We start from the raw sequence: 25007 nt of genomic DNA on the forward strand, positions 1-25007 counted from the left end.
ACAAGAAGCCCACTCACCTCAAGATGCCAGCTGACCACAAGAAGCCCATTAACCTCAAGAAGCCCGCTGACCTGAAGAAGCCCACTAACCTCAAGATGCCCGCTGACCTCAAGAAGCCCACTAGCCTCAAGATGCCTGCTGGCTCCGAGAAGCTTGCTAGCCATAGCAAGCCCCACCCCACAGACACCGGGTCGTCTCAGCTCAAGACGCCTTTCCCGGCAAGGCGAGCCCGATCATGGGCGGCATCAAAACTCTGCAACGGCCCCTTCGGCACGATTGCCGTCGGATTGATGGTCCGGTGGCTCGCATAGTAATGCCCCTTGATATGCGCAAAATCCACCGTCTCGGCCACGCCCGGCCACTGGTACATCTCCCGCAACCAATTCGACAGGTTCGGATAATCGGCAATCCGCCGCAGGTTGCATTTGAAGTGGCTGTAATACACCGCATCAAAACGGATCAGCGTGGTGAACAGGCGCACATCCGCCTCGGTCAGGTACTCACCGGCCAGGTAGCGATGTACTTGCAGGTGCTGCTCCAGGTGATCCAGTTCGGCAAACACATCATCAAATGCGCTTTCGTAGGCCTTTTGCGCGGTGGCAAAGCCGGCGCGGTACACGCCATTGTTCACGGCCGGGTAGATCCGCGCGTTCAGCGCGTCGATGCTCGGGCGCAGTGCCTGCGGGTAGAAGTCCAGGGTATTGCCGGTCAGCGCGTTGAAGGCGCTGTTGAACATGCGGATGATTTCCGCTGACTCATTGCTCACGATGCGCTGCAGTTTCTTATCCCACAACACCGGCACGGTGACGCGCCCGGTGTAGTCGGCGGTGTCGGCGGTGTAACGCTGGTGCATGAAGTCGAAGCCATCCAGCGTGTCGCCGGTGGAGCCGTGGGTCTTGTCGAAGGTCCAGCCGTTTTCCAGCATCAACCAGCTGACTACTGACACGTCGATCAGGCTTTCCAGGCCCTTGAGCTTGCGCAGGATCAGCGTGCGATGCGCCCAAGGGCAGGCAAGGGAGACGTAGAGGTGATAGCGACCGGCTTCCGCCCTGAAGCCGCCTTCGCCGCTGGGGCCGGGCGCACCATCGGCGGTCACCCAGTTTCGGCGTTGCGCCTGTTCACGCTGGAAAGCGCCGTCGGCGCTACTTTCGTACCACTGGTCCTTCCAGTGCCCTTCGATCAGCAAACCCATGACTGGCTCCTTGGCTAATAAGCGTTGGAGCCCAGTCTAAAGAGATGAGTTCGAACTAAAAGCGCAAAGACCGGGCGTGAATCATCGATTAAATCGATTTATCTCGTGCATCCCAGTACTGCTGGGCCAATGTGAACGCCTGTTCCCGTGGGTGGCCCAGGCCACGCAGCGCCAGGGCCATGGTCGCGATCAGCGCCAGTTGCGGGTAGCTATCTTCGGCGTCGCCGCGCCACACGGCTTTTAAATGTTGCGGCTCAAGGCTCGCGGGTTTGACGTGGCGCTGGGCGGAGAGGGCGGGCCATTCTTCGTCCCAGCTTTCGCCACCGGTGGTGCCGTACAGGTGGCTGATGGTGTCGGGATTGATCTCGACTTCACCGCCATCCCCCTTGACCACAATCACATTGTCGCCGAGCAGGCCGCTGGCATCGCGGTGCACGCCCTGATAACCGGGGTGGAAGATGCTTTGCAGGCCGCAGCGTGCATTCAGCGGGTTGAGCAGGCGTGCCAGGGAGTGGATCGGCGAGCGCAGGCCCAGGGTGTTGCGCAGGTCGATCATGCGCTGCAGTTGCGGCGCCCAGTCGCCCAGGGGAATAAATGCCAGGTTGCCTCGTTCGAACGCGGCGCCGACCTGCTGCCAGTTGCGGCACAGCGGGATCTGCAAGCCCTCCAGCAATTGCTCGGTGTACAGGCGGCCGGCGGTGTGTGCGCCGCCGCCGTGCATGAGGATGCGCACACCGTTCTGCGCCAGGCACTTGGCCGCCAGCAGGTACCACGGCAGGTGGCGCTTCTTGCCGGCATAGGTCGGCCAGTCGACATCCACGTTCAAGGCCGGGGCGTGCAGGCGCTCGCGCACCGCTTCGGTGAAGCCGGCGAGTTCTTCCGGGCTTTCTTCCTTGTGGCGCAGCAGCATCAGGAAGGCGCCGAGCTGGGTGTCTTCGACTTTTTCGTCGAGCAGCATGCCCATGGCTTCGCGGGCTTCTTCACGGGTGAGGTTGCGCGCGCCGCGCTTGCCTTTGCCCAGGATGCGCACGAATTGCGCAAATGGGTGCTCGGCAGGGGTTTCAAGGGTCAGCGGGGCAAAGTCGGTCATAAGCAATTCGTCGGCCTGGGCAGGCCCGCCAGCTTGGCGGCGAGTTTGGCGGGAGTGCCGTTGAACAGTTTGTTGAGGTGCAGGCTGTTGCCCTTTTCCGGGCCCAGCTTCAAGGCGGTGTACTTGATCAGCGGGCGCGTGGCGGGGGACAGCTGGAATTCGGCATAGAACTGGCGCAGCAGCGTGAGGATTTCCCAATGGTCCGGAGTCAACTCCAGCGTTTCGGCGACGGCCAGGGCGTGGGCCACCTCCGTCGACCACTCGTTCAGGTCGACGAGGTAGCCGTCCTTGTCCAGTTCCAGGGTGCGTGCGCCGACGGTCAGGGTATTCATAGCCAGGTGTTGACCTTGTCGTAGTCGATCGACAGTTGCACGAAACCCGGGTAGTCGACGCTGTCGGCCCAATCCGGCAGCGGCAGATTGCGCGCCAGCAGGTCTTCGGCCAGCACCAGGACCTTCACACCCTTGGTCTGCAGGGCCGGGTTGTGCAGCCCGTAGGCGCCGTCGCCGCAGAGCAGGATTGCATCGTCGGCGCCACAGATGCGCAGGCAACTGGCGAGGCGGCTGTCGGTGAACGGCGAGTGGGAAACCACATGTAAAGTCGACATCAGAGGGTCATCACCTGGTCGTAACGGTCAATCAGCGTGGAAATGGCGGCACTGTCCAATGGCTGGGCGCTGGCCGGGGAGATAAGCCCGCGCTCGGCCAGGCTGTGGCTGCAGACGAACACATCATCGATGCCGAACAGGCCCAGTGCCTGCAGGTTGGCGCTGAGGTCCTTCTGCTGCACGGCCTTGGCGTCCTGGTGCGACGCCAGCTGGAACACGCCGTCATCGAGGAACAGCAGGCCGATCGGCAGATCAAACGCGCCGCCGGCCAGCACGATATCCAGTGCTTCGCGCGCGCCCGGCCCGGACCACGGTGCCTGGCGGCTGATCACCAATAAGGATTTGGACATCTCACGGCCCTCCAAAACAGATCAGGCGGTCGGCGGCCTGGGCGGCGTCGTGCAATTGCCCCAGGCCCGACAGCGCCCACGGCGCACCCAGGTTCACTGCGCTGCGTTGATAGCGCGTGGCTTCCTCGGTGTTGAGCACGCCACGGCGCAACGCGGCGGCGATGCAGACCACACCGTCGAGTTGGTGCTGACTGACCCACTCGCGCCACTGGCGGGCGATGTCCTGCTCGTCCTGGGGCGCGACGATATTATTGGCAGCGCTGTAGACGCCGTCCTGATAGAAAAACAGCCGCACAATCTCATGCCCGCCGGCCAGCACCGCCTGGGCAAAGCGCAGGGCGCGGCGCGAGGAGGGCGCGTGGGCGGCGGAAAACACTGCAATCGCAAACTTCATGGAACACTCTGCAAGCAAACGTGGGCCAATGATAAAGCCGCCTGCACGAAAAAGCCCGCCGTGATCAAAACGGTCACCCCCGCTGATCGTTCTGACGATTGCCGGTCGGCGCCAGGCTGCCTAGTCTGTGGGAACCCGAAACACAACTGGAGTGTTCATGTCAGGTCCCTTGGCGTCCCTCAAAGTGCTGGATTTTTCCACCTTGCTGCCCGGCCCGTTTGCGTCATTGATGCTCGCCGACATGGGCGCCGAGGTGCTGCGTATCGAATCGCCCACGCGCATGGACCTGTTGCGGGTACTGCCGCCGCACGATCGCGGCACATCGGCGAGCCACGCCTACCTCAATCGCAACAAGCGCAGCCTGGCGCTGGACCTCAAGCAAGCCGAAGCGCTGGAGATCGTGCACGCGCTCGTCAAGGAGTACGACATCGTGCTCGAGCAGTTCCGCCCCGGGGTGATGGAGCGCTTGGGCCTGGGGTATGAAGCGTTGAAGGCGATCAACCCGCGGCTGATCTACGTCTCCATCACGGGTTACGGGCAGACCGGCCCCTACAAGGATCGTGCCGGGCATGACATCAATTACCTCGCCCTGGCCGGCGTCGCCAGCTATACCGGTCGCCAGGACAGCGGGCCGCTGCCCTTGGGCGTGCAATTGGCGGATGTGGGCGGCGGTTCGCTGCATGCGGTGGTGGGGCTGCTGGCGGCAGTGATTGCCCGGCAAACCAGTGGCCTCGGCCAGTACCTGGATGTGAGCATGACCGACTGCTCGTTCAGCCTGAATGCCATGGCTGGCGCCGGTTACCTGGCGTGTGGCGTCGAGCCGGCGTGGGAGGGGCATGTGCTCAATGGCGGCAGTTTCTACGACTATTACCGCTCGCGGGATGGGCGCTGGATGTCAGTCGGTAGCCTGGAACCCGGGTTTATGCAACAACTCTGCGCGGCATTGGGCCGCCCGGAGCTGGCGGCGCAAGGCTTGTCACCCCAGCCGCAGGAGCAACAAGCCCTGAAGCTGGCGCTGCAGGTCGAGTTCGAGAAGCGCAGTTTTGATGAGCTGTGCGCGTTGTTTGCCGGGGTGGACGCGTGTGTGGAGCCTGTCCTCGCTTTAAGTGAGGCGGTGGAGCATCCGCAGTTGAAGGCACGGGCGTTGGTCACCCAGGTGCCACGGGGCGATGGCTCGACCCAGGCGCAGATTGCCTGCCCGTTGAAGTTCTCCGAGGCATTGCCGCAGCCTAGGCATATCGGTGCCGCCGTAGGGGCGCACAGTGATGAAGTGCTGGCGGAGCTGGGCTTGAGTGCGCAGCGGATAGCCGATTTGCGGCAGGCCAAAGTTGTGGGGTGACTGAACAGCCGCTTTCGCGGCCAAGCCCGTTCCCACGTTTTGACCGCGCCCTATCCTCGTAATGCATTCAAATGGCGGGGTGGGCGTGCCTGCGAAGAGGCCCTCACTCCACCCGGGTTTCGCCGGTAAACACCAAAGTCTGCCGGCACCGCCTGCACAAATACCGCCGCCCTTGGGCCACCATCCCGTGGCGCTGTGACGAGAACGGAAAATCACTGTCCGCACACGGGCAACGGTAGATATAGCGCATCACCTGGCGGCGCTTGACTGCATAGGTGTGGCAACGGTCCGGCGGCAGTTCATAGACCCCGCGCATGATCAGTTGCCATTCCTCGCCATGCGGCTGGATGCGCTCGCCAAACAATTGGTGGGCGATCAGGTGCGCCACTTCATGAGCCACGGTCTGCTTGAGGAAGTGCTGGCTGTTTTCGCGGTAGAGCTGTGGGTTGAAGCGCAGCAGGTTCTCGTGCAAATGCGCGACACCGGCCTTCTGGCCCCGCAGCTTGAGGCTGACCTGGGGGCGTTTGAAGCTACGTTTGAAAAAGGATTCGGCTTGCAGGAAACAATCTTCGACGCGGGTATTGAGTTGCTCGGGCATGCTGACCATATCTCCAGAGACGTCCAGTATGCCGCAAAACCGGGTGTTTCCGAATCTGTCAGGCGCCGAATGGTCATGCATAACGCACAAAGCCACCTTGCGGCGGCTTTGCCTACCCCTTTGACCGGTCAGTTGGTATAGATCGGGCCGACGCCCAGCCCCCAGACAATCACGGTAAACGCCATGATTGCCACCAGGACCACCAGGCCCACGGCCAGTACCGAGCTGGAAAACAGGAAGCCCTCGTCGGGATCAATGCTCATGAAGGTGGGCAGCCCTACATACAGCAGGTACACCGTGTAGCAAATCGCCGCCGTCCCGACCACCATGCCCAGCCACATATGTGGGTAGAGCGCCGCCAGCCCGCCGATAAACAGCGGTGTCGCGGTGTAGGTGGCAAAGGCTACGCACCGCGCCATGCTGGGGTTGGCGTCGTAGGTGCGGGCCATCCAGTGAATGAACGCGCCCATCACTGCCACGCCGCCGAGCATGGCCGCGTACGACATGATGGTCATCCACAACGCGCTTTCCTGCGTCAGCATGACCGGCGCGCGGCTGCCGATCACCCAACCGACCCGGGTGGTACCGATAAAGGCGGACACGGCGGGGATCGCCGCGAGAATCAAGGTGTGAGTGAGGTACATGTGGCTGATGCTTTCTTCTTTATCGCCACGAATTTCCCGCCATTCCTGGTCGGGATGGGTAAACAGCCCCACGACGTGATGGATCATGCCAGTCACTCCTGTCGTTATTACCATCGCCCCCCATCGGAGCGCCCACCGGCCAATTGGCCTGAAAGGTCTGGATAGTGATGTGCGACCTCAAGTCGCAGTATAGGAAGGGATGACCGGAAAAACTGTAGGGCTTTAGAGCAAATCGCGCTGTAAACATTGGCCCTAATCGCGGTGAGGTCTGTGTACGCGTCGGCTTGCCGGCGATTGCGCTATAACGGGCTGCCACGGAACGGCAACCACCGCTATCGCCGGCGAGCCAGCGCCTACAATGGAACTCGGTGGTGCTTATCGGTAAAATACCGCGCTTTTCGTCACACACCTCTAGCGGATCCAAGCGCCATGGGCACTCTTACGGTCAATCAGAACAAACTGCAAAAACGCCTGCGTCGCCTGGCCGGTGAAGCGGTCGCCGATTTCAACATGATCGAGGATGGCGACAAGGTCATGGTCTGCCTCTCCGGCGGCAAAGACAGCTACACCATGCTTGACGTGCTGCTGCACCTGCAAAAGGTCGCGCCGATCCAGTTCGAGATCGTCGCCGTCAACATGGACCAGAAACAACCGGGTTTCCCTGAGCACGTGCTGCCGGCCTACCTCAAGGAGCTGGGCGTCGAGTACCACATCGTCGAGAAAGACACCTACTCGGTGGTCAAGGAGCTGATCCCGGAAGGCAAGACCACTTGCTCGCTGTGCTCGCGCCTGCGCCGTGGCACGCTCTACACGTTCGCCGATGAGATCGGCGCGACCAAGATGGCCCTGGGGCACCATCGTGACGACATCGTCGAGACCTTCTTCCTGAATATGTTCTTCAATGGCTCGCTCAAGGCCATGCCGCCCAAGCTGCGTGCCGATGACGGGCGCAACGTGGTGATTCGCCCGCTGGCGTATTGCAATGAGAAGGACATCCAGGCCTATTCCGACTTCAAGCAATTCCCGATCATCCCGTGCAACCTGTGCGGCTCCCAGGAAAACCTGCAGCGCCAGGTGGTCAAGGAGATGCTGGTGGACTGGGAGCGCAAGACCCCAGGCCGTACTGAAAGCATCTTCCGCAGCCTGCAGAACGTGATCCCGTCACAGCTGGCCGACCGCAACCTGTTTGACTTCACCAGCCTGAAGATTGATGAAACCGCCGCGTCGCGCTTCGTCAATGTTGTGAACCTCTGAGCCGATTCAACGCTCTGACACACGGCGCTTGCGGGCGCCGTTTTCAATTCCATTGCCAGGAGAGGGCATGCGCGATTACAAGTGGCTGCACGAATATTGTCTGAACCGCTTCGGTTCAGCGGCCGAGTTGGAAGCCCACCTGCCTGTACCCAAGACCCCGGCGCAGTTGCGCAAGATCAGTGATGACCGCTACCTGTCGACCCTGGCGCTGCGGGTCTTTCGCGCTGGCTTGAAACACAGCGTTGTCGACGCCAAGTGGCCGGCGTTCGAGCAAGTGTTCTTCGGCTTCGATCCGGAAAAAGTCGTGTTGATGGGCGCCGAGCACCTGGAGCGGCTGATGCAGGACACGCGCATCATCCGCCACCTGGGCAAGCTCAAGAGCGTGCCGCGTAACGCGCAGATGATCCTCGACATCGAGCAGGAAAAGGGCAGCTTTGGTGCGTTCGTCGCCGACTGGCCGGTGACCGATATCGTTGGGTTGTGGAAGTACCTGAGCAAGCACGGTCACCAATTGGGCGGGCTGTCGGCGCCGCGCTTTTTGCGCATGGTCGGCAAGGATACGTTTGTGCCGAGTTATGACGTGGTGGCCGCGCTGAATGCGCAGAAGATCGTCGACAAGGCGCCGACCAGCCTGCGCGACCTGGCGACGGTGCAGGGCGCGTTTAACCAATGGCATGCCGAGAGCGGCCGGCCGATGTGCCAGTTGTCGATGATGCTGGCTTACACAGTGAATCACTGACCGAGTTCTATCGTGGCGAGCGGGCTTGCCCCGCGTTGGGCTGCGTAGCGGCCCCAAAACCAAGCCCTGCTTTCTATCAGAAAGAATGCGGTGACTATTTCGGGGGCTGCTGCGCAGCCCAACGCGGGGCAAGCCCGCTCGCCACAACGTTATTCTGCCAGTCTTCGATTCAACTGATGCCGCCAGCGCACATACAGCAACGCCGTACAGAACACCGCCAGGCTCGCGAGCATCTCCAGCACACCGAACCACTGGCGGTTCGGGTCGTACGCTGCCAGCGCGCCCTTGATGAAATACAGGTTCACCACAAAGCACATCCACGAATGTCCGCGCGCGCTGGCCAGCAACATGCCCGGCGCGAGGATCAGCAGCGGTACCAGTTCGATCAGCAGGATCACCCACGGGCGGGCGCCGTGCAGGTCGGCGATGAACAGGTAGTACACGCAGAGCAACCCCACCAGGGCGAAAAACGCCAGCAGGCTCAGCGTGCGCGCGAGCTTGACCCGTGGCTCCAGCCACGCCTGGGGCGGCAGGACCTTAGGCTTTCTGGCCACGGCCGTTCTCCAGCAACGTGGCGGTGGTGGCGAGGCGCAGGCCGAGGGCGCGGCACAGGCTGATTTCGTGTTGATCGAGCAAGCGCTTGCCATCCGGCCCGGCATGGTGGCTGGCGCCATACGGAGTGCCGCCACCCTGGGTGTCGAGCAGTGCCTGTTCGCTGTACGGCAGGCCGGTGATCAGCATGCCGTGGTGCAGCAGCGGCAGCAGCATCGACATCAGCGTGGTTTCCTGGCCGCCGTGCAGGCTGGCGGTGGAGGTGAACACCCCGGCCGGCTTGCCGACGAGCGCGCCGGTGAGCCACAGGTTGCTGGTGCCGTCGAGGAAGTACTTGAGCGGCGCGGCCATATTGCCGAAGCGCGTCGGGCTGCCGAGGGCCAGGCCGGAACAGTGTTTCAAGTCATCGAGGCTGGCATACAGCGCGCCTTCCTCCGGGATGCTCGGCGCCACGGCTTCGCACTCGGTGGAGATCGCCGGCACGGTGCGCAAGCGCGCCTCCATCCCGCCTTGCTCGATGCCCCGGGCAATCTGCCGGGCCATTTCGCTCACCGAGCCATTGCGGCTGTAATACAACACCAGTACATACGGCGACGTCACGGCAGGATCTCCAGCACGTTTTCCGGCGGGCGGCCAATAATGGCTGTGTCGGCGGTTTCCAGGATCGGGCGTTCCATCAACTTCGGGTGCGCGGCGATGGCGGCAATCAATTGCGCTTCGCTGAGGCTGGCGTCGGCCAGGCCCAGGGCCTTGTATTCGTCTTCACCGGTGCGCAGCAGTTGCCGGGCGCTGATGCCGAGCTTGGCCAGCAAGGCCCGCAATTGCGCGGCGTCGAGCGGGGTTTCCAGGTAGCGCACCACGGTCGGGGCGAGGCCACGGGCTTCCAGCAGTTCGAGCGCACCGCGGGATTTCGAGCAGCGCGGGTTGTGATAAAGCGTCAGATCGGTCATGTGCGGGTCGCATCTTGCGTAAGGTGGCAGGTATTCTACCCGCGCTGCGCCCGGTCCTTAAACCGTTAGAGGCGTTAGGTCGCAGCCTACGTTCATTTTTGCGAAGGATTACCCCATGACTAGGCGACTGATCGGTGCATTGGCGATCATCACAACCCTGCTGCTCAGCGGCTGCGGTAATGACTACGGCGTTGACCAGAACGGCCAGAAGGTGGCGGCCGAGCGCCTGGACAAGCAATGGCTGGTGGTCAACTACTGGGCGGAATGGTGTGGCCCGTGCCGCACGGAAATCCCTGAACTCAACGCCTTGGCGGAGCAGTTGAAGGGGCAGGGCGTGGGCGTGTTCGGGGTCAACTTCGACAATGTGCAAGGCGCAGAGCTGAAGGAAGCCAGCGACAAGCTGGGCATCAAGTTCACGGTGCTGGCGCAGAACCCGGACGGGATCTTCGATATTCCGCGCAGCGAAGCATTGCCGGTGACCTACATCATCGATGACAAGGGTAAGGTGCGCGAGCAGTTGATGGGTGAGCAGACTGCAGAAGGCGTATTGGCCAAGCTCAAGGCCCTGCGCGGCTAAAGGCGGGCCCCGATCAAATGTGCGAGGGGGCTTGCTCCCGAACGCGGTGGCTCAGCCAATACACGTGCTGACTGACACACTGCCTTCGGGAGCAAGCCCCCTCCCACATTTAGACCTCAGCCATCTCTGGATGGAGTGGGTCAGCCTTCTTCCAGCCAGAGGCGGATGGGCTGGCCCTCGGCTGGCCAGAAGCGCGTCTGTTCGATCGGTGAGATGTCCCAGCGCTGCACCCCTTGCAGGGCCTGGAAGAAGCGGTGTTCCTGCTCCATCAGGGCCTCGGCGCAGAGTTTGCGGGTGCTGCCGATCTTGCCGAAGCTGAGCTTGTCGCCGTCAACGGTGTACGGCGCAAACCAGTGGTTGCAACCGCCATTGCCGTAGGCGCGCCCGTCGGCACCGAGAGTGACGGTCAGGTGCGCGTAATCCATCAGCGGCCGCTCACCAATCCACTCCACCACGTAGCTGTGATCCTGCTTGAGCCGGACCGCGTCACCGGCGCAACCCGTCAGGGCTGCACCGAGGGCGGCGAGCAGAAGCAGGCCTTTCATTGCGCGGCCTGCTGGCATTTCGGGCAGCGGTGTTTGTCGCCCTCGCTGGCCCAACCCAGTTCCTTGATACGCGCATTGGCGGCCGGTTGCAGCGGCTCTTTGGTCAGCTTGGTTTCCACCGCGAATTCAAACTCCAGCACGGCGTCGCAGCTGTCGCAGTTGACCTTCCAGGTGTGAATTTCCAGTTCGCCGAATTTCGGCCCCTGGGCCATGGCGACCCATTGGCCTGCCGGGCGGATGGAGTAGCGCGTGTCACCTTCGACGGTCAGGCGCATCGACAGGGTTTTGCTGCCTCGCAGGGTGACGATCAGCACGTCGCCGTGCTTGATCGAGCCACCGTTGCCGGTGACCTGGTAACGGCCCGGCACCAGGGCGCGGCATTCGATCAGGGTGTGTTGCGGGCTCAGCAAGCTGAAGCGGAAATCGTGTTCGGCCATGGATCCTCCAAATAGGCGCGGCATCCTATCACGGGTGCCTGCCGATCATGCGCCTGGTATATGACCGCTGATCATCCTTCGACACGGTTCTGGGCGCGGCCATCGGCCCACGCTGCAATGTTCGCCAGGGTCGTGCCAGCAATCGCCGCCAGGGCCTCGCGGGTGAGGAAAGCCTGGTGCGCGGTGATGATCACGTTGGGGAAGGTCAGCAGGCGCGCGAGTACATCGTCCTGAAGCGGCAGGTCGGAGCGGTCCTCGAAAAACAGCTGGGCTTCTTCCTCATACACATCCAGGCCGAGGTAGCCGAGCTGGCCGTCCTTGAGCGCCTCGATCAGTGCCGGCGTGTCGACCAGGCCACCGCGACCGGTATTGATCAGCATCGCGCCGGGTTGCATCTGTGCCAGCGAACGCGCGTTGATCAGGTGTTTGCTGTCGGCAGTCAACGGGCAGTGCAGGCTGATGATCTGCGCTTCGGCGAGCAGTTCGGGCAGGCTCACGTAGCGGGCGCCGAGGGCCTCGACCTGCGGGTTGGGGAAGGGGTCGTAGGCGAGCAACTGGCAACCGAAGCCGGCCATGATCTTGGCGAACGTGGCGCCGATCTGCCCGGTGCCGACCACACCGACGGTCTTGCCCACCAGGTCGAAACCCGTCAGGCCGTGCAAGCTGAAATCGCCATCGCGGGTGCGGTTATAGGCGCGGTGCAGGCGGCGATTGAGGGCGAGGATCAGCGCCACTGCATGTTCGGCCACCGCATGGGGCGAGTAGGCGGGCACACGCACGATGGTCAGGCCCAGGCGCTGGGCGGCCGGCAGGTCCACATGGTTATAGCCGGCCGACCGCAGGGCGATCAGCCGTGTGCCGCCCAGGGCCAATTGCTCCAGCACCGGCGCGCTGAGGTCGTCATTGATAAACGCGCAGACCACGTCGTGATGTTCGGCCAGGGCCACGGTGTCGAGGTTGAGCCGGGCCGGTTGGAACTGCAGCTCCAGGCCATCGGGCAAGGGCTCGCCGAGAAAGCTGTCGCGGTCGTAGGTTTGGCTGCTGAAAAGAATCACGCGCATTGAATAGCTCCCTGCGATCGTAGAATGGTTGCGTTGCTCGTAGGCGCGACTTGCTGCAGCAAGTGTGTTGCAGAGGGGGTGTCGTGGCGAGCAAGCGCTCTCGCCACCTCCCTTGGCACAGCAATCGCGCTCCTACAGCGGTGTTCAGGCGCTGACCCGCGCTTCACTGGCGAGCCGGGCGATAGCCATGTCCAGTTCGTCCAGCGCGTGCATGGCCTTGGCGTCGTCCTGCTTGAGCAGGGTTTCGGCACGTTGGCAGGCCGCGCGCAGCTGTGGCACGCCACAATAGCGAGTGGCGCCATGCAGGCGGTGGACGCGTTCGATCAGGGCGTTGTTGTCATTGGCATCACGGGCGACGTTGATAGCCAGGCGGTCGGCTTCCAGCGACGCCAGCAGCATGGCGAGCATGTCGGCGGCGAGGTCGGTCTTGCCGGCGGCCAGGCGCAGGCCTTCTTCGTGGTCCAGCACCGGCAGTTGCTCGCGAGGGCCGAGGCCATCGGCGCTGCGTTCCGGGCCCTGGTTGCGCAGGGCCAGGCCGGTCCATTTCAACACCACCTGCGCCAGTTGCCGCTCGCTGATGGGTTTGGTCAGGTAATCGTCCATGCCACTTTGCAGCAGCGCGCGTTTTTCGTTGGCCATGGCGTGGGCGGTGAGGGCGACCACCGGCAACGGCGTACCGTGCCGCTCGCTTTCCCACTGGCGAATCGCCTCGGTACTCTGGCGACCGTCCATGCCGGGCATTTGCACGTCCATCAGCACCAGGTCGAAGGTGTCCTGCTTCACCGCGTCGACGGCCGCATAGCCGCTTTCCACGGCACGCACCCGTGCGCCCATGTCTTCGAGCAGGGTTTGCACCAGCAAAAGGTTGGCCGGGTTGTCATCCACACACAGCACGCGCGGTGCACGGCTGGACAGCGGCTCGCCAGGTTCGCTGCGCGAAGGGCGTGGGCTGATCAGGTCGGACAGCGCCCTGCGCAGCTTGCGCGTGCAAGCCGGCTTGGCCTGCAACTGGCTGTTGGGGTTGGGCACCGACTGGTTGAACAGCATCTGCTCGGTGGTCGGGCACAGCACCAGCACTTTGCAGCCCAGGTGTTCGAGGTCCCACAGGTGTTGGTTGAGGCGTTCCGGCGGAATGTCATTGGCGGTCACGCCGAGCACCGCAAGATCGATGGCCTGGTCGGTCTGATGCGCGCTGGTGATGCCGTTGGTCAGGCTTTCGAGACTGTTAAACGGCGTGACCTGCAGGCCACAGTCTTCGAGTTGGTGCTGCAAGGCCTGACGCGCCAGTTCGTGGTTTTCCAGGACGGCCACGCGATGGCCCAGCAGCGGCGCACACGGCAGGTCTTCGACATCGTCGCGGGTCTTGGGCAGGTTGAGGCTGATCCAGAATTCCGAGCCTTCGCCGGGCGTACTGTCGACGCCGATTTCACCGCCCATCTGCTCGATCAGGCGCTTGGAAATCACCAGGCCCAACCCGGTACCCCCGGGCTGGCGCGACAACGAGTTGTCGGCCTGGCTGAAGGCCTGGAACAACGCGCGCACGTCCTGGCTGGACAGGCCGATGCCGGTGTCCTGCACGCTGATGCGCAGTTGTACGCTGTCTTCCTGCTCGTCCTCGATCATCGCCCGGGCGACGATGGTGCCTTCACGGGTGAACTTGATCGCATTGCTGATCAGGTTGGTCAGGATCTGCTTGAGGCGCAGCGGGTCGCCGACCAGTGCCAGCGGGGTGTCGCGGTACACCAGGCTGACCAGTTCGAGCTGCTTGGCGTGCGCGGCGGGGGCGAGGATGGTCAGGGTGTCCTGCAGCAGATCGCGCAGGTTGAACGGGATACTGTCGAGCACCAGCTTGCCGGCTTCGATTTTCGAGAAATCGAGGATCTCGTTGATGATGCCCAGCAGGTTGTCGGCGGATTTTTCGATGGTGCCCAGGTAGTCCAGCTGGCGTGGGGTCAATTCACTTTTTTGCAGCAGGTGGGTAAAGCCGAGGATGCCGTTGAGCGGCGTGCGGATTTCATGGCTCATATTGGCCAGGAACTCGGACTTGATGCGGCTGGCTTCCAGCGCCTCTTTGCGCGCCAGGTCCAGCTCGATATTCTGGATTTCAATGGTTTCCAGGTTCTGGCGCACGTCTTCAGTGGCCTGGTCGATGCTGTGTTGCAACTCTTCCCGGGCGTTCTGCAGGGTCTCGGCCATGCGGTTGATGCCCGAGGCGAGCTGGTCCAGTTCCTGGCTGCCGAGGGCGGGCAGGCGGGTTTCCAGGTTGCCGTCCTTGAGCTGGGCCACGGCTTGTTTGATCAAGCCGATCGGGGAATTGATCGTGCGGCTGATCCGCAGCGCCAGGGCCGCGGTGCAGATCAGTCCGATGGCGATCAGCAGCAGGCTGGCGAACAGACTGCGGTAGCCACGCAGCAACATGCCATTGTGGGACAGCTCCACCTCGACCCAGCCAAGCAGGCGGTCGGCTTCATCGGGAATCAGGTCGCCGGCGAGGTTGCGATGGCGGCCAAACACTGGAAGCAGGTACCGCGTGGCGTCATTGCCGGTGCGCTGCAGCAAGTGCGAGCTGTTGCCGACCGGCGGCTGGTTGAGCATGGTCGGGCCGGCGTGGGCGAGGGACGCGCGGTCTGGGGCGAGGAAGGACACGGCGCGTACGTCCGGCTGTTCCAGGGATTGCGTGGCGATGCGCTCCAGCAGATCCGTGTTGCGCGCGCTCAAGGCGGGTGCCACCAGCGGTGCCAGCTGCTCGGCGATCATTTCGCCGCGCTGCAGCAATTGCGACTGCAGTTCCGAGAGCTGCATCCAGGTGAAATAGCCCCCCAACAACGAGGCCATCAGGCTGGTCGGTAATAAGGTGAGCAACAGTACGCGGCCCTTTATCCCCATTCTTCTAAGCACGCCACTCTCCTGCTACCACAGTGTTATCGAATTTCTGCACGGGCATCCGGCCCGCACCACTTGCGCAGTGTAGCCATTTGCACGGCGAGGAATCTTGCAAATTAGTGACATACGGCAATCTTCGCGCCATTTGGCGCCGGGTGGCGATTGCCTGGCGCGGGGTAATCTTGAATAATCAGTCATTGAGAATGACTTGCAGACGCTAATGAATCCCGCAGCAGTTGGCCTACCCAGTATCCTGACCATCGAAGACGATCCCGTGCTCGGCGCCTACGTGCATGAGCACCTGGGCCGCTGTGGTTTCCAGGTCACCTGGTGCCAGAACGGCCAGCAAGGCCTGCAGATGGCCCGCGACCAGGCGTTCGACGTGGTGTTGATGGATATCCTGCTGCCGGGGCTGGATGGCCTGTCGATCCTGACCCACCTGCGCCAGAGCCATTCGATCCCGGTGATCCTGATGTCGGCCCTGGGCGCCGAAGCCGACCGCGTCAGTGGTTTTCGCCTGGGCGCCGACGATTACTTGCCCAAGCCGTTCAGCATGATCGAGCTGCGCGTGCGCATCGAAGCCATCCTGCGTCGAGTGGCCCTGGATCGGCGCCCGCTGCCGAGCCTCACCCTGGCGCGCGATGACGCACGCACGCTGCGTTTTGACGATGAACTGTGCGACGTCTTCTACCAGCAACACTGGGCCGGGCTGACCCGCAGCGAATACCGCCTGCTCGAAACCCTGCACCGCAATGGCGAAGAAGTGCTCAGCAAGGCCTTCCTCTACCAGCATGTGCTGCAACGTGGCTATGCGCCTCACGACCGCAGCCTCGATATGCATATCAGCCAGATCCGCCGCAAGCTCAAGGCCATCGGCTATGCCGAGCGCGAAGTGCGCACGGTGTGGGGCAAGGGTTATGTGCTGAGTGCTCTTGATGACGGACTTTGATCGTCCGTTGCAGCGGTTGCCGGGCAAGCACTCGTTATTCTGGAAACTGGCCTGCCTGCTGATCGCCTTCTGTCTGCTGATGATCTGGCTCAGTTGGTCCTGGGGCCGCTACATGGAAGAGCAGAACGCCTATCTGGCCGAGGAACCCCGCGAAATTCTCAAGGGCTACGCGGCAGGCGCCGAGCTGGCGTGGAGTACCCAGGGACGTGCCGGGGTGGACGCATGGTTGCAGGTCATGGCCAAGCGCGAGTCGACCTGGATCGGTGTGATCGGCAACGACTTGCAATCGCTGAGCAGTACGCCGCTGGCGGTCAAGGAAAGCCAGCGCCTGACTTTCCTGCGTGGCCTGGAATGGCCGGTCAGCCGGCATGTCAAAGGCCTGCCGTGGTTGAAAATCCCATTCCCCGTGGACCCCAACGCTGGCTCGCTGGTGATCGAGTTGCCGCAGCGCTTCATGCCGGGGCGTTATCAACTGTTCTGGCGGGTGGTGACCAACGGTGTGATCCCCGGCCTGTTTACCTTGTTGCTGTGTGTGGGCTTGTACCGGCTGCTGATCATGCCGCTCAACCAACTGCGCGAGCAGGCCAATGCCTGGCGTGCCGATCAGTTGAATACGCGGCTGTCCCACGCGGCCACCAGCCGTCAGGATGAACTGGGCGAGCTGGGCCGGGCTTTCGACCAGATGTCCGAGCGCCTGCAAGGGACCGTGCTACTGCAGCAGCAATTGCTGCGAGACATGTCCCATGAACTGCGCACCCCGTTAAGCCGCCTGCGTGTGGCCTGTGACAGTGAGCAGGACCTGGCGCAACTGCGCGAGCGACTTGGCCGCGAGATTGACGCGATGCAGCGCCTGGTGGAAGACAGCCTGCAACTGGCCTGGCTGGACACCGAGCGGGCGCCGTTGCCGCAGGAAGACATCCAGCTCCAGGCGCTGTGGGACATGTTGCGCGAAAACGCGTGCTTTGAAAGTGACTGGTCGCCGTCGCGCCTGCCGTGTCTGCTGGGCGCCGATTGCTGGGTGCGTGGCAACCTGAATACCCTGGCCCAGGCCCTGGAAAATATCCTGCGCAATGCCATCCGGCATTCGCCAGTGGACGGTATTGTCAGCCTGGACGGGCAGCGTGATGGCGAGTACTGGCACCTTTGGCTGGAAGATCAGGGTGGGGGGATCGACGAGCAGGACCTGGAGCGAATCTTCGCGCCCTTTACCCGCCTGGACGGTTCACGCCCCGGCGACGGTGGCTTCGGCCTGGGCTTGAGCATCGCGCGCAACGCCGTGCAGCGCCAGGAAGGCAGCCTGTGGGCGGAAAACACCGGCAGCGGCCTGCGCGTGCACCTGCGTCTGCGGGCGCGCTAACTTCACGCGCGACGCTGTTTGCGCTTCTTCCATTGGTGCGCCACCCACCAGCGCCAATAGAGCATGGTCAGGCAATAGGCCAGCGCCCCCAACACCAGCCCCAATACCACCGAACCCAGCAGAAAGGGCTGCCACAAGGTACTCAGTTGGCTGCTGATCCATTCCCAGGTGAGGTCATCGGGCAGGCTGCGTGGCGGTACATTCATCAACCACGCGCCGGTCAGGTAGGTGCAAATAAACACCACCGGCATGGTGATCGGGTTGGTCAGCCACACCAGGCTGACGGCGATGGGCATATTGCCGCGCACCGTAATCGCCAGGATGGCCGCGAGCAGCATCTGCAACGGGATCGGGATAAAGGCCGCGAACAGGCCGACCGCCATGGCCCGGGCCACCGAGTGCCGGTTCAGGTGCCAGAGGTTCGGGTCATGCAGCAGCGTGCCGAGAAACTGTAATGACTTGTGTTCCCTGATACTGGTCGGGTCGGGCATGTACCGTTTGAATAAGCGCCGGGGCATAAGGGGTCCAGGTCAGTTCGAGGGGCAAGTATGCCCGCATTCTATAAACAGAAAATTCAGACTTTGTGACAAAACATCATAGGCGCTGCCCGGCAACCCGCTAAGACTGAGTGGATCACTTGCAAAGGATGATTCATGAAGACAGGGATGTTTGCGCTGGCGCTGGGGTTGCTGGCCTTGCGTTGGTTACCGGCGCTGCCGTCGACGGGATGGCTGGTGATGCTGCTGGTGGTGGCGCTGATGCTGTTGCCGTTTCGCACCTACCCGCTGGCGTTCTTGCTGTTCGGTTTGAGCTGGGCTTGCCTCAGCGCGCAATCGGCCCTGAATGATCGTCTCGACCCGGCGCTGGACGGCCAGACCCGCTGGGTCGAAGGGCGGGTCACCGGGTTACCGCAACGAACAGGCGAGGGCGTACGTTTTGAACTGACCGACAGCCGCTCGCGAAAGGCGCGGCTGCCCACGCGTATTCGCGTGTCCTGGCGGGGCGGGCCCGAGGTGCGCAGTGGCGAGCGCTGGCGCCTGGCAGTCAGCCTCAAGCGGCCCTCGGGCCTGCTGAATTTTCATGGGTTCGATCAAGAGGCCTGGCTGTTGGCCCAGCGCATCGGTGCCACCGCGTCGGTGAAGGACGGCGAGCGCCTGGCGCCGGCGCGCAATGCCTGGCGCGACAGCGTGCGCCAGCGTCTGCTGGCGGTGGATGCCCAAGGTCGCGAGGCGGGCCTGGCTGCGTTGGTGTTGGGCGACGGTTCGGGGTTGGCGGCCGAAGATTGGCAGGTCTTGCAGGCTACCGGCACCGTGCACCTGCTGGTGATTTCCGGCCAGCATATTGGCCTGCTGGCGGGGCTGGTCTACGGACTGATCGCCGGGTTGGCGCGCTACGGGTGCTGGCCGCGCACCTGGCCGTGGCTGCCATGGGCGTGCGGCCTGGCATTCGGCGCAGCCCTGGGGTACGGCCTGTTGGCAGGGTTCGGCGTGCCGGTCCAGCGTGCGTGTGTGATGGTCGGGTTGGTGCTGGTGTGGCGTTTGCGCTTTCGTCACCTGGGGGTGTGGTGGCCATTGTTGCTGGCGCTTAATGGCGTGCTGATCCTGGAGCCATTGGCCAGTTTGCAGCCAGGCTTCTGGTTGTCCTTTGCCGCGGTGGCGGTGCTGATCCTGGCCTTCGCCGGGCGGCTGGGGCCCTGGAGTGTGTGGCAGGCATGGACCCGACCGCAGTGGCTGATCGCCATCGGCCTGTTTCCGGTATTGCTGGTGCTGGGGTTGCCGATCAGCCTGAGTGCACCGTTGGCCAATCTGGTGGCGGTGCCCTGGATCAGCCTGGTGGTATTGCCGCTGGCCTTGCTGGGGACTGCCTTGCTGCCGTTGCCGTGGTTGGGGGAGAGCCTGTTGTGGCTGGCCGGCGGTGCATTGGCCGGGCTGTTCGAGGGCCTGGCCTGGCTCGCCGGACTGCAGCCGGCGTGGGTCCCGGCCGAGGTGCCGCTGGGTTACTGGTGGTTGAGCCTGCTGGGCACGGTGCTGCTGTTGTTGCCCAACGGTGTGCCGTTGCGCCTGCTGGGGTTGCCGATGCTGCTGCTTGCCGTCTTTCCGCCGCAGGAGCGGGTGCCCCATGGGCAGGTGGACGTGGTTCAGCTGGATGTCGGGCAGGGGCAATCCCTGATCCTGCGAACCCGCCATCACACCTTGCTCTACGATGCCGGCCCGCGTACCGGAACATTTGACCTCGGCGCGCGGGTGGTGCTGCCGTCGCTGCGAAAGTTCGGGGTCGACAGGCTCGACATGATGTTGCTCAGCCATGCCGATGCGGATCACGCGGGCGGCGCGGCGGCGATTGCCGGGGGCATGCCGATCCAGCGTGTGGTGGGCGGTGAAGTCGAAGGCCTGCCGGCGTTCCTCGGCACCCAGCCTTGCGTCAGCGGTGAGCAATGGCAGTGGGACGGTGTTTCATTCGAGCTGTGGCAATGGTCAGGCGCCGACAACGGTAACGCGAAGTCCTGCGTGCTGCAGGTGCAGGCGAATGGCGAGCGCCTGTTGCTCACCGGCGACATTGATCGCGCCGCCGAACAGGCTTTCCTGGCTTCGCCGCTGGCCGTGCCGACCGATTGGCTGCAAGCGCCCCACCATGGCAGCCGCAGTTCGTCTTCGAAGGCCTTCCTGCAGCGATTGGCACCCGGTTCGGTGCTGATATCGCGGGGGCGTGGCAACGCGTTCGGCCATCCCCATCCGCAGGTGCTGCAGCGCTATCAGGCGCTGGGCAGCCAGGTCTACGACAGTGCCGAGCAGGGGGCCGTGCGCCTGCAGCTGGGGGCCTTTGCAGCACCGGTTGTTGCGCGCAGTCAACGCCGGTTCTGGCGCGAGGGGTTACCCTGATCGTACCGTCGACCGCTGCATGGCCGGCGGACCCCGCCGGCGAACCTATATGGTAAAGTGGCGCACTTTTTCGAGGGGACATTCACTGTGTGGGAATTGGTCAAATCCGGCGGCTGGATGATGTTGCCGATCATCATGAGTTCCATCGCCGCACTCGGCATCGTCGCCGAACGCCTGTGGACCCTGCGCGCCAGCCGCGTCACCCCCGAGCATCTGCTGGGGCAGGTCTGGGGCTGGATCAAGAACAAACAGTTGGACAAGGACAAGCTCAAGGAACTGCGGGCCAACTCGCCGCTGGGTGAGATCCTCGCCGCGGGCCTGGCCAACTCCAAGCATGGTCGCGAGATCATGAAGGAGTGCATCGAGGAAGCCGCGGCCCGCGTCATCCATGAACTGGAACGCTATATCAACGCCCTCGGCACCATCGCCGCCATGGCGCCGTTGCTGGGGCTGCTGGGCACGGTATTAGGCATGATCGATATTTTCAGCTCGTTCATGGGCTCGGGCATGACCACCAACGCCGCGGTGCTGGCCGGTGGTATTTCCAAGGCCTTGATCACCACGGCCGCAGGCCTGATGGTCGGTATTCCTTCGGTGTTCTTCCATCGCTTCCTGCAACGCCGCATCGATGAACTGGTGGTTGGCATGGAGCAGGAAGCCATCAAGTTGGTGGAAGTGGTGCAGGGCGACCGTGATGTGGACTTGGTCGAGGGCAGAGCGTGAAATTTCGCCGCAAGCAACGGGAAAATGTCGATATCAACCTCGCGTCGCTGATCGACGTGGTGTTCATCCTGCTGCTGTTTTTTGTCGTCACCACCACGTTCACCCGACAAACCCAGCTGCGTGTCGACTTGCCGGAAGCCGTGAGCGGTTCGCCGGCCGAAGACCAGCAAGTCAAGCAACTCGACATCGCCATCAGCGCCGACGGGGTGTTCTCGGTGAATAACCAGTTGCTCGAGAAAAACGACCTCAATAGCCTGATGGACGCGCTGCAGAAGGAATCCGGCGGTGATACCAAGATGCCGCTTTCGATCAGTGCAGACGGCAAGACCCAGCACCAGGCCGTGATCACCGCCATGGACGCGGCCGGCAAGCTCGGCTTCAGCCATCTGCGCATGACCACTGTCGAGGCGGCGAGCCAACCCTGATGGCCATGTCCGATCGTTTGCTCAAGGCCTGGTACACCGGCCATCCGGCGCTCGCCTTGTTGCGGCCGCTGGAATCCCTGTATCGCCGCGTGGTGCAGCGCAAGCGTGCGCGATTCCTGGCGGGCGAGGGCGAGATCTACCAGTCGCCTGTGCCGGTGGTGGTGGTCGGCAATATCACCGTGGGTGGCACCGGCAAGACGCCGTTGATCCTGTGGCTGATCGAACACTGCCGGCGCAGCGGTTTGCGCGTTGGCGTGGTCAGTCGTGGGTATGGTGCCAAGCCGCCGCAGCTGCCGTGGCGGGTCGAGGCCAGTCACAGCGCCGACGTGGCTGGTGATGAGCCGCTATTGATCGTGCAGCGCTGCGGTGTCCCATTGATGATCGACCCCGACCGCAGTCGCGCGGTCCGGGCCCTGCTGGCGAGTGAAACCCTGGACTTGATCCTCTCCGACGACGGCCTGCAGCATTACCGCCTGGCCCGTGACCTGGAACTGGTACTGATCGACGCCGCCCGTGGCCTGGGCAATCGCCGCTGCCTGCCGGCCGGACCGTTGCGCGAGCCGGTGGAGCGCCTGCAGAGTGTCGATGCGTTGCTGTACAACGGCGCCGTCTCGGACCGTGAGGACGGCTTCGCCTTTCACCTGCAACCCAGCGCATTGATCAACCTGCAGAGCGGCGAGCGCCAGCCGGTCGATTACTTCCCGGCGGGCCAGCAGGTACACGCGGTCGCCGGCATCGGCAACCCGCAACGTTTCTTCAATACCCTTGAAACGCTACACTGGCAGCCAATACCCCATGCTTTTGCCGACCACGCGCCCTACAGCGCCGAGGTCCTGAACTTTACGCCGTCATTGCCGCTGGTCATGACCGAGAAGGACGCGGTGAAGTGCCGCGCCTTTGCCCGGCCAGACTGGTGGTACCTTGCAGTGGATGCCGTGCCGTCGCCAGCGTTCGTCGCCTGGTTCGACACGCAGTTGATGCGTCTGCTGCCCGCTCGTCTCTTGCCTTAAACGCCGTTATCCAGGAAACACTCATGGACACCAAATTGCTCGACATCCTCGCTTGCCCGATCTGCAAAGGCCCGCTCAAGCTCAGCGCCGACAAAACCGAGCTGATCAGCAAAGGCGCCGGCCTGGCTTACCCGATCCGTGATGGCATCCCGGTGATGCTGGAAAGCGAAGCCCGCACCCTGACTACCGACGAGCGCCTGGATAAATGACCACAGCCTTTACCGTTGTCATTCCGTCGCGCTACGCCTCGACCCGGCTGCCGGGCAAACCGCTGCAACTGATCGGCCACAAGCCGATGATCCAGCTGGTGTGGGAGCAGGCCTGCAAGAGCAGCGCCGAGCGCGTGGTGGTGGCTACCGATGATCCACGCATCATCGACGCCTGCAAAGGTTTCGGCGCCGAAGCGGTGCTGACCCGCGAGGACCACAACTCCGGCACCGACCGCCTGGCTGAAGTGGCCACCCAGCTGGGCCTGGCCCCGGATGCGATCGTGGTCAACGTGCAGGGGGACGAGCCGCTGATCCCGCCGAGCGTGATCGATCAGGTGGCCGCCAACCTGGCCGCCCATGGCGAAGCGCGCATGGCCACGCTTGCGGAGCCGATCGAAGACATCGACACACTGTTCAACCCCAATGTGGTCAAGGTGGTCAGTGACATCAATGGCCTGGCGCTGACGTTCAGCCGTTCGACCTTGCCGTGGGCCCGCGATGCCTTTGCCAAGCAGCCTGACGTGTTGCCGCAAGGCGTGCCGTATCGCCGCCATATCGGCATCTACGCCTATCGCGCCGGCTTCCTGCATGACTTCGTCAGCTGGGGCCCGTGCTGGCTGGAAAACACCGAATCGCTGGAACAACTGCGTGCCCTGTGGCACGGCGTGCGTATCCACGTGGGCGATGCCCTGGAAGCGCCTCCTGCCGGCGTCGATACCCCGGAAGACCTTGAGCGCGTCCGGCGCCTGCTGGGGGCTTGATGGAAGTTCTGTTTGTCTGCCTGGGCAATATCTGCCGCTCGCCGACTGCCGAAGGTGTGCTGCGCCATAAATTGCGCGAAGCCGGGCTGGCGGGGCAGGTGGAAGTGGCCTCGGCCGGTACCGGTGAATGGCATATCGGCAACCCGCCCGACCAGCGCAGCCAGCGTACAGCGTTGGTTCGCGGCTACGACTTGTCGGCGCAACGTGCCCAGCAGGTATCACGTGCCGACTTTGCGCGCTATGACCTGATCCTCGCGATGGACAACAGCAACCTGCGCAATCTCAAGGCCCTGCAGCCAGCGCAGGGCAAGGCCGAGCTGGACCTGTTCCTGCGCCGCTTTGAGGCTGAAGTCGACGAAGTGCCGGACCCTTACTACGAAGGCGAACAAGGCTTCGAGCGGGTGCTGGACCTGATCGAGCGCGCCTGTGACTTATTGGTGATCGAATTGAAGGGGCGGTTATGACCTTGCAGGTGCTTGCGCAGGTATCGCTCAAGCCATTCAACAGCTTTGGCATCGATGTGCGTGCCCAGCTGTTCGCCGAAGCGCACAGTGACGACGACGTGCGCGAGGCCCTGGCCTACGGCGCCGCGAATGCATTGCCGGTGCTGGTCATCGGTGGCGGCAGCAACCTGCTGCTGACCCAGGATATTCCTGCACTGGTCCTGCGTATGGCCACCCAAGGCATCCGCGTGCTCAGCGATGACGGCGTGCAGGTGGTGGTTGAAGCCGAAGCGGGCGAAGCCTGGCACCCATTCGTGCTGTGGACCCTGGCGCAGGGCTTCTGCGGTCTGGAAAACCTCAGCCTGATCCCTGGTACGGTGGGCGCTGCCCCCATGCAGAACATCGGTGCCTACGGTGTAGAGATCAAGGACGTATTCGCCGGCCTGACTGCCCTGGACCGGCACACGGGCGAGCTGCGCGATTTCAGCCTGCCAGAGTGCAACTTTGCCTACCGCGACAGCCTGTTCAAGCACGAGACCGGGCGCTGGCTGATCCTGCGGGTGCGCTTTGCCCTGAGTCGCGCCAGCCACCTCAAGCTCGACTACGGCCCGGTGCAGCAGCGCCTGGCCGAGCAGGGCATCACCGAGGCGACGCCAAGTGATGTCAGTCGGGCAATCTGCAGCATTCGTCGCGAGAAACTGCCGGACCCGGCGGAGCTTGGCAATGCCGGCAGCTTCTTCAAGAACCCGTTGGTGTCCCAGGCGCTGGCTGCGCAACTGCAGGAGCTGTACCCGGACCTGGTGGCGTATCCCCAGGCCGATGGGCAGATGAAACTCGCTGCCGGCTGGTTGATCGACAAGGCAGGCTGGAAGGGTTTTCGCGAAGGCGATGCGGGCGTGCACAAGTTGCAGGCGCTGGTGCTGGTCAACTATGGCGCTGCGTCAGGGCACGACATTGCCAACCTGGCCAGGCGTATCCAGCAGGATATCGCCGAGCGCTTCAAGGTCGACCTGGAAATGGAACCCAACCAGTACTGAAC

The 25007-nt window shown here is 63.2% G+C and carries 30 protein-coding genes; 14 read left to right on the plus strand and 16 right to left on the minus strand.

The genetic code is table 11. The annotated features are described in order from the left end of the window. Positions 1–196 precede the first annotated feature (196 nt). The 6 genes from QMX97_RS22240 to tusD all read right to left on the minus strand — a co-directional run bounded on the left by QMX97_RS22240 (position 197) and on the right by tusD (position 3633). Positions 197–1192 (minus strand): glutathione S-transferase family protein, encoded by a 996-nt coding sequence (locus tag QMX97_RS22240; RefSeq protein ID WP_282397623.1) that lies wholly within the window; start codon positions 1190–1192, stop codon positions 197–199. Positions 1193–1280: 88 nt separating this feature from the next. Beyond that, a complete protein-coding gene (locus QMX97_RS22245; protein WP_282397624.1) occupies positions 1281–2282 on the minus strand; it encodes a glycosyl transferase family protein in 1002 nt (333 codons plus the stop codon). Next, positions 2279–2614 (minus strand): TusE/DsrC/DsvC family sulfur relay protein, encoded by a 336-nt coding sequence (locus QMX97_RS22250; protein ID WP_213553233.1) that lies wholly within the window; start codon positions 2612–2614, stop codon positions 2279–2281. The genes QMX97_RS22245 and QMX97_RS22250 overlap by 4 nt, the downstream gene beginning before the upstream one ends. Next, a complete protein-coding gene (gene tusB / locus QMX97_RS22255; RefSeq protein ID WP_201145159.1) occupies positions 2611–2889 on the minus strand; it encodes a sulfurtransferase complex subunit TusB in 279 nt (92 codons plus the stop codon). Before tusB ends, QMX97_RS22250 begins: the two co-directional genes overlap by 4 nt. Beyond that, positions 2889–3239 (minus strand): sulfurtransferase complex subunit TusC, encoded by a 351-nt coding sequence (gene tusC, locus QMX97_RS22260; RefSeq protein ID WP_120448963.1) that lies wholly within the window; start codon positions 3237–3239, stop codon positions 2889–2891. Before tusC ends, tusB begins: the two co-directional genes overlap by 1 nt. A gap of 1 nt (position 3240) precedes the next feature. After that, positions 3241–3633 carry a sulfurtransferase complex subunit TusD gene (gene tusD, locus QMX97_RS22265; RefSeq protein WP_282397625.1) on the minus strand — a complete coding sequence of 131 codons (393 nt, stop codon included), beginning with the start codon at positions 3631–3633 and terminating at the stop codon, positions 3241–3243. A 157-nt stretch (positions 3634–3790) separates the two neighbouring features. Here tusD and QMX97_RS22270 point away from each other — a divergent pair, with 157 nt between their 5' ends. Continuing rightward, positions 3791–4972 (plus strand): CaiB/BaiF CoA-transferase family protein, encoded by a 1182-nt coding sequence (locus QMX97_RS22270; RefSeq protein WP_282397626.1) that lies wholly within the window; start codon positions 3791–3793, stop codon positions 4970–4972. A 103-nt stretch (positions 4973–5075) separates the two neighbouring features. Here QMX97_RS22270 and QMX97_RS22275 read toward each other — a convergent pair whose 3' ends face one another. After that, positions 5076–5570 carry a SprT family zinc-dependent metalloprotease gene (locus tag QMX97_RS22275; protein WP_065907486.1) on the minus strand — a complete coding sequence of 165 codons (495 nt, stop codon included), beginning with the start codon at positions 5568–5570 and terminating at the stop codon, positions 5076–5078. Positions 5571–5698: 128 nt separating this feature from the next. Next, positions 5699–6301: a Yip1 family protein gene (locus QMX97_RS22280; protein ID WP_065907465.1), complete on the minus strand. Its 603-nt coding sequence runs from the start codon at positions 6299–6301 to the stop codon at positions 5699–5701. A gap of 342 nt (positions 6302–6643) precedes the next feature. Between QMX97_RS22280 and ttcA the strand changes: the two genes are divergently transcribed. Together ttcA and QMX97_RS22290 are read left to right on the plus strand one after the other, a co-directional pair. After that, positions 6644–7468, plus strand: a complete 825-nt coding sequence (gene ttcA, locus QMX97_RS22285; protein WP_065907464.1) for a tRNA 2-thiocytidine(32) synthetase TtcA — start codon at positions 6644–6646, stop codon at positions 7466–7468. Positions 7469–7535: 67 nt separating this feature from the next. After that, complete coding sequence (locus QMX97_RS22290) at positions 7536–8207, plus strand: DNA-3-methyladenine glycosylase I (RefSeq protein ID WP_010209632.1); 672 nt, start codon at positions 7536–7538, stop codon at positions 8205–8207. Positions 8208–8356: 149 nt separating this feature from the next. Here the strand turns inward: QMX97_RS22290 and QMX97_RS22295 are convergent, their stop codons facing one another. Genes QMX97_RS22295 through arsC form a run of 3 tightly spaced genes read right to left on the minus strand, consistent with a single transcriptional unit; the run spans position 8357 to position 9709 of the window. After that, positions 8357–8761 (minus strand): DUF2069 domain-containing protein, encoded by a 405-nt coding sequence (locus QMX97_RS22295; protein ID WP_282397627.1) that lies wholly within the window; start codon positions 8759–8761, stop codon positions 8357–8359. Further along, positions 8745–9359, minus strand: coding sequence for an NAD(P)H:quinone oxidoreductase (gene wrbA / locus QMX97_RS22300; RefSeq protein WP_065907460.1), 615 nt, complete (start codon positions 9357–9359; stop codon positions 8745–8747). Before wrbA ends, QMX97_RS22295 begins: the two co-directional genes overlap by 17 nt. Then, positions 9356–9709 carry an arsenate reductase (glutaredoxin) gene (gene arsC, locus QMX97_RS22305; RefSeq protein WP_106803442.1) on the minus strand — a complete coding sequence of 118 codons (354 nt, stop codon included), beginning with the start codon at positions 9707–9709 and terminating at the stop codon, positions 9356–9358. Before arsC ends, wrbA begins: the two co-directional genes overlap by 4 nt. A gap of 115 nt (positions 9710–9824) precedes the next feature. Between arsC and QMX97_RS22310 the strand changes: the two genes are divergently transcribed. Continuing rightward, positions 9825–10286 (plus strand): TlpA disulfide reductase family protein, encoded by a 462-nt coding sequence (locus QMX97_RS22310; protein ID WP_106803443.1) that lies wholly within the window; start codon positions 9825–9827, stop codon positions 10284–10286. A 140-nt stretch (positions 10287–10426) separates the two neighbouring features. On the opposite strand, the gene QMX97_RS22315 is transcribed toward QMX97_RS22310, so the two are convergent. The 4 genes from QMX97_RS22315 to QMX97_RS22330 form a co-directional block, all read right to left on the minus strand. Continuing rightward, on the minus strand, positions 10427–10831 hold the full coding sequence (locus tag QMX97_RS22315) for an META domain-containing protein (RefSeq protein ID WP_065907455.1): 405 nt from the start codon (positions 10829–10831) through the stop codon (positions 10427–10429). Beyond that, positions 10828–11268 carry a hypothetical protein gene (locus QMX97_RS22320; protein WP_282397628.1) on the minus strand — a complete coding sequence of 147 codons (441 nt, stop codon included), beginning with the start codon at positions 11266–11268 and terminating at the stop codon, positions 10828–10830. Before QMX97_RS22320 ends, QMX97_RS22315 begins: the two co-directional genes overlap by 4 nt. 71 nt (positions 11269–11339) lie before the next feature. After that, positions 11340–12329: a 2-hydroxyacid dehydrogenase gene (locus QMX97_RS22325; protein ID WP_282397629.1), complete on the minus strand. Its 990-nt coding sequence runs from the start codon at positions 12327–12329 to the stop codon at positions 11340–11342. Between the two features lie 144 nt (positions 12330–12473). Next, on the minus strand, positions 12474–15227 hold the full coding sequence (locus tag QMX97_RS22330) for a response regulator (RefSeq protein ID WP_213553229.1): 2754 nt from the start codon (positions 15225–15227) through the stop codon (positions 12474–12476). Between the two features lie 205 nt (positions 15228–15432). Here QMX97_RS22330 and QMX97_RS22335 point away from each other — a divergent pair, with 205 nt between their 5' ends. Next, complete coding sequence (locus tag QMX97_RS22335) at positions 15433–16161, plus strand: response regulator transcription factor (protein WP_065907447.1); 729 nt, start codon at positions 15433–15435, stop codon at positions 16159–16161. Continuing rightward, positions 16148–17518: a sensor histidine kinase gene (locus QMX97_RS22340; protein ID WP_282397630.1), complete on the plus strand. Its 1371-nt coding sequence runs from the start codon at positions 16148–16150 to the stop codon at positions 17516–17518. The genes QMX97_RS22335 and QMX97_RS22340 overlap by 14 nt, the downstream gene beginning before the upstream one ends. 2 nt (positions 17519–17520) lie before the next feature. Here the strand turns inward: QMX97_RS22340 and QMX97_RS22345 are convergent, their stop codons facing one another. Further along, positions 17521–18036, minus strand: coding sequence for a DUF2062 domain-containing protein (locus QMX97_RS22345; protein WP_065907443.1), 516 nt, complete (start codon positions 18034–18036; stop codon positions 17521–17523). A gap of 135 nt (positions 18037–18171) precedes the next feature. Here QMX97_RS22345 and QMX97_RS22350 point away from each other — a divergent pair, with 135 nt between their 5' ends. The 8 genes from QMX97_RS22350 (at position 18172) to murB (ending at position 25005) form a co-directional block, all read left to right on the plus strand. After that, positions 18172–20397: a DNA internalization-related competence protein ComEC/Rec2 gene (locus QMX97_RS22350; protein ID WP_282397631.1), complete on the plus strand. Its 2226-nt coding sequence runs from the start codon at positions 18172–18174 to the stop codon at positions 20395–20397. 87 nt (positions 20398–20484) lie between these two features. Continuing rightward, the gene (locus QMX97_RS22355) at positions 20485–21120 is read left to right on the plus strand and encodes a MotA/TolQ/ExbB proton channel family protein (protein ID WP_065907440.1); all 636 of its coding nucleotides are present in this window, start codon (positions 20485–20487) and stop codon (positions 21118–21120) included. Then, positions 21117–21545, plus strand: a complete 429-nt coding sequence (locus QMX97_RS22360; RefSeq protein WP_065907438.1) for a biopolymer transporter ExbD — start codon at positions 21117–21119, stop codon at positions 21543–21545. The genes QMX97_RS22355 and QMX97_RS22360 overlap by 4 nt, the downstream gene beginning before the upstream one ends. Next, positions 21545–22555, plus strand: a complete 1011-nt coding sequence (lpxK, locus tag QMX97_RS22365) for a tetraacyldisaccharide 4'-kinase (RefSeq protein WP_282397632.1) — start codon at positions 21545–21547, stop codon at positions 22553–22555. Before QMX97_RS22360 ends, lpxK begins: the two co-directional genes overlap by 1 nt. A gap of 23 nt (positions 22556–22578) precedes the next feature. Continuing rightward, complete coding sequence (locus tag QMX97_RS22370; RefSeq protein ID WP_003174668.1) at positions 22579–22764, plus strand: Trm112 family protein; 186 nt, start codon at positions 22579–22581, stop codon at positions 22762–22764. Further along, a complete protein-coding gene (kdsB, locus tag QMX97_RS22375; RefSeq protein WP_106803448.1) occupies positions 22761–23525 on the plus strand; it encodes a 3-deoxy-manno-octulosonate cytidylyltransferase in 765 nt (254 codons plus the stop codon). The genes QMX97_RS22370 and kdsB overlap by 4 nt, the downstream gene beginning before the upstream one ends. After that, positions 23525–23989, plus strand: a complete 465-nt coding sequence (locus tag QMX97_RS22380; RefSeq protein WP_282397633.1) for a low molecular weight protein-tyrosine-phosphatase — start codon at positions 23525–23527, stop codon at positions 23987–23989. Before kdsB ends, QMX97_RS22380 begins: the two co-directional genes overlap by 1 nt. After that, on the plus strand, positions 23986–25005 hold the full coding sequence (gene murB / locus QMX97_RS22385) for a UDP-N-acetylmuramate dehydrogenase (protein WP_282397634.1): 1020 nt from the start codon (positions 23986–23988) through the stop codon (positions 25003–25005). The genes QMX97_RS22380 and murB overlap by 4 nt, the downstream gene beginning before the upstream one ends. Positions 25006–25007: the final 2 nt, after the last annotated feature.

The sequence above is a fragment of the Pseudomonas sp. PS01298 genome (genome assembly GCF_029959745.1).
GTDB classification, from domain to species: Bacteria; Pseudomonadota; Gammaproteobacteria; order Pseudomonadales; family Pseudomonadaceae; genus Aquipseudomonas; species Aquipseudomonas aylmerensis.

Coding starts and splice junctions, on each gene's coding strand:
- QMX97_RS22240 (WP_282397623.1), bottom strand. CDS start 1,192: ATGGGTTTGCTGATCGAAGGGCACTGGAAGGACCAGTGGTACGAAAGT.
- QMX97_RS22245 (WP_282397624.1), bottom strand. CDS start 2,282: ATGACCGACTTTGCCCCGCTGACCCTTGAAACCCCTGCCGAGCACCCA.
- QMX97_RS22250 (WP_213553233.1), bottom strand. CDS start 2,614: ATGAATACCCTGACCGTCGGCGCACGCACCCTGGAACTGGACAAGGAC.
- tusB (WP_201145159.1), bottom strand. CDS start 2,889: ATGTCGACTTTACATGTGGTTTCCCACTCGCCGTTCACCGACAGCCGC.
- tusC (WP_120448963.1), bottom strand. CDS start 3,239: ATGTCCAAATCCTTATTGGTGATCAGCCGCCAGGCACCGTGGTCCGGG.
- tusD (WP_282397625.1), bottom strand. CDS start 3,633: ATGAAGTTTGCGATTGCAGTGTTTTCCGCCGCCCACGCGCCCTCCTCG.
- QMX97_RS22270 (WP_282397626.1), top strand. CDS start 3,791: ATGTCAGGTCCCTTGGCGTCCCTCAAAGTGCTGGATTTTTCCACCTTG.
- QMX97_RS22275 (WP_065907486.1), bottom strand. CDS start 5,570: ATGCCCGAGCAACTCAATACCCGCGTCGAAGATTGTTTCCTGCAAGCC.
- QMX97_RS22280 (WP_065907465.1), bottom strand. CDS start 6,301: ATGATCCATCACGTCGTGGGGCTGTTTACCCATCCCGACCAGGAATGG.
- ttcA (WP_065907464.1), top strand. CDS start 6,644: ATGGGCACTCTTACGGTCAATCAGAACAAACTGCAAAAACGCCTGCGT.
- QMX97_RS22290 (WP_010209632.1), top strand. CDS start 7,536: ATGCGCGATTACAAGTGGCTGCACGAATATTGTCTGAACCGCTTCGGT.
- arsC (WP_106803442.1), bottom strand. CDS start 9,709: ATGACCGATCTGACGCTTTATCACAACCCGCGCTGCTCGAAATCCCGC.
- QMX97_RS22310 (WP_106803443.1), top strand. CDS start 9,825: ATGACTAGGCGACTGATCGGTGCATTGGCGATCATCACAACCCTGCTG.
- QMX97_RS22315 (WP_065907455.1), bottom strand. CDS start 10,831: ATGAAAGGCCTGCTTCTGCTCGCCGCCCTCGGTGCAGCCCTGACGGGT.
- QMX97_RS22320 (WP_282397628.1), bottom strand. CDS start 11,268: ATGGCCGAACACGATTTCCGCTTCAGCTTGCTGAGCCCGCAACACACC.
- QMX97_RS22325 (WP_282397629.1), bottom strand. CDS start 12,329: ATGCGCGTGATTCTTTTCAGCAGCCAAACCTACGACCGCGACAGCTTT.
- QMX97_RS22335 (WP_065907447.1), top strand. CDS start 15,433: ATGAATCCCGCAGCAGTTGGCCTACCCAGTATCCTGACCATCGAAGAC.
- QMX97_RS22340 (WP_282397630.1), top strand. CDS start 16,148: ATGACGGACTTTGATCGTCCGTTGCAGCGGTTGCCGGGCAAGCACTCG.
- QMX97_RS22345 (WP_065907443.1), bottom strand. CDS start 18,036: ATGCCCCGGCGCTTATTCAAACGGTACATGCCCGACCCGACCAGTATC.
- QMX97_RS22350 (WP_282397631.1), top strand. CDS start 18,172: ATGAAGACAGGGATGTTTGCGCTGGCGCTGGGGTTGCTGGCCTTGCGT.
- lpxK (WP_282397632.1), top strand. CDS start 21,545: ATGGCCATGTCCGATCGTTTGCTCAAGGCCTGGTACACCGGCCATCCG.
- QMX97_RS22370 (WP_003174668.1), top strand. CDS start 22,579: ATGGACACCAAATTGCTCGACATCCTCGCTTGCCCGATCTGCAAAGGC.
- kdsB (WP_106803448.1), top strand. CDS start 22,761: ATGACCACAGCCTTTACCGTTGTCATTCCGTCGCGCTACGCCTCGACC.
- QMX97_RS22380 (WP_282397633.1), top strand. CDS start 23,525: ATGGAAGTTCTGTTTGTCTGCCTGGGCAATATCTGCCGCTCGCCGACT.
- murB (WP_282397634.1), top strand. CDS start 23,986: ATGACCTTGCAGGTGCTTGCGCAGGTATCGCTCAAGCCATTCAACAGC.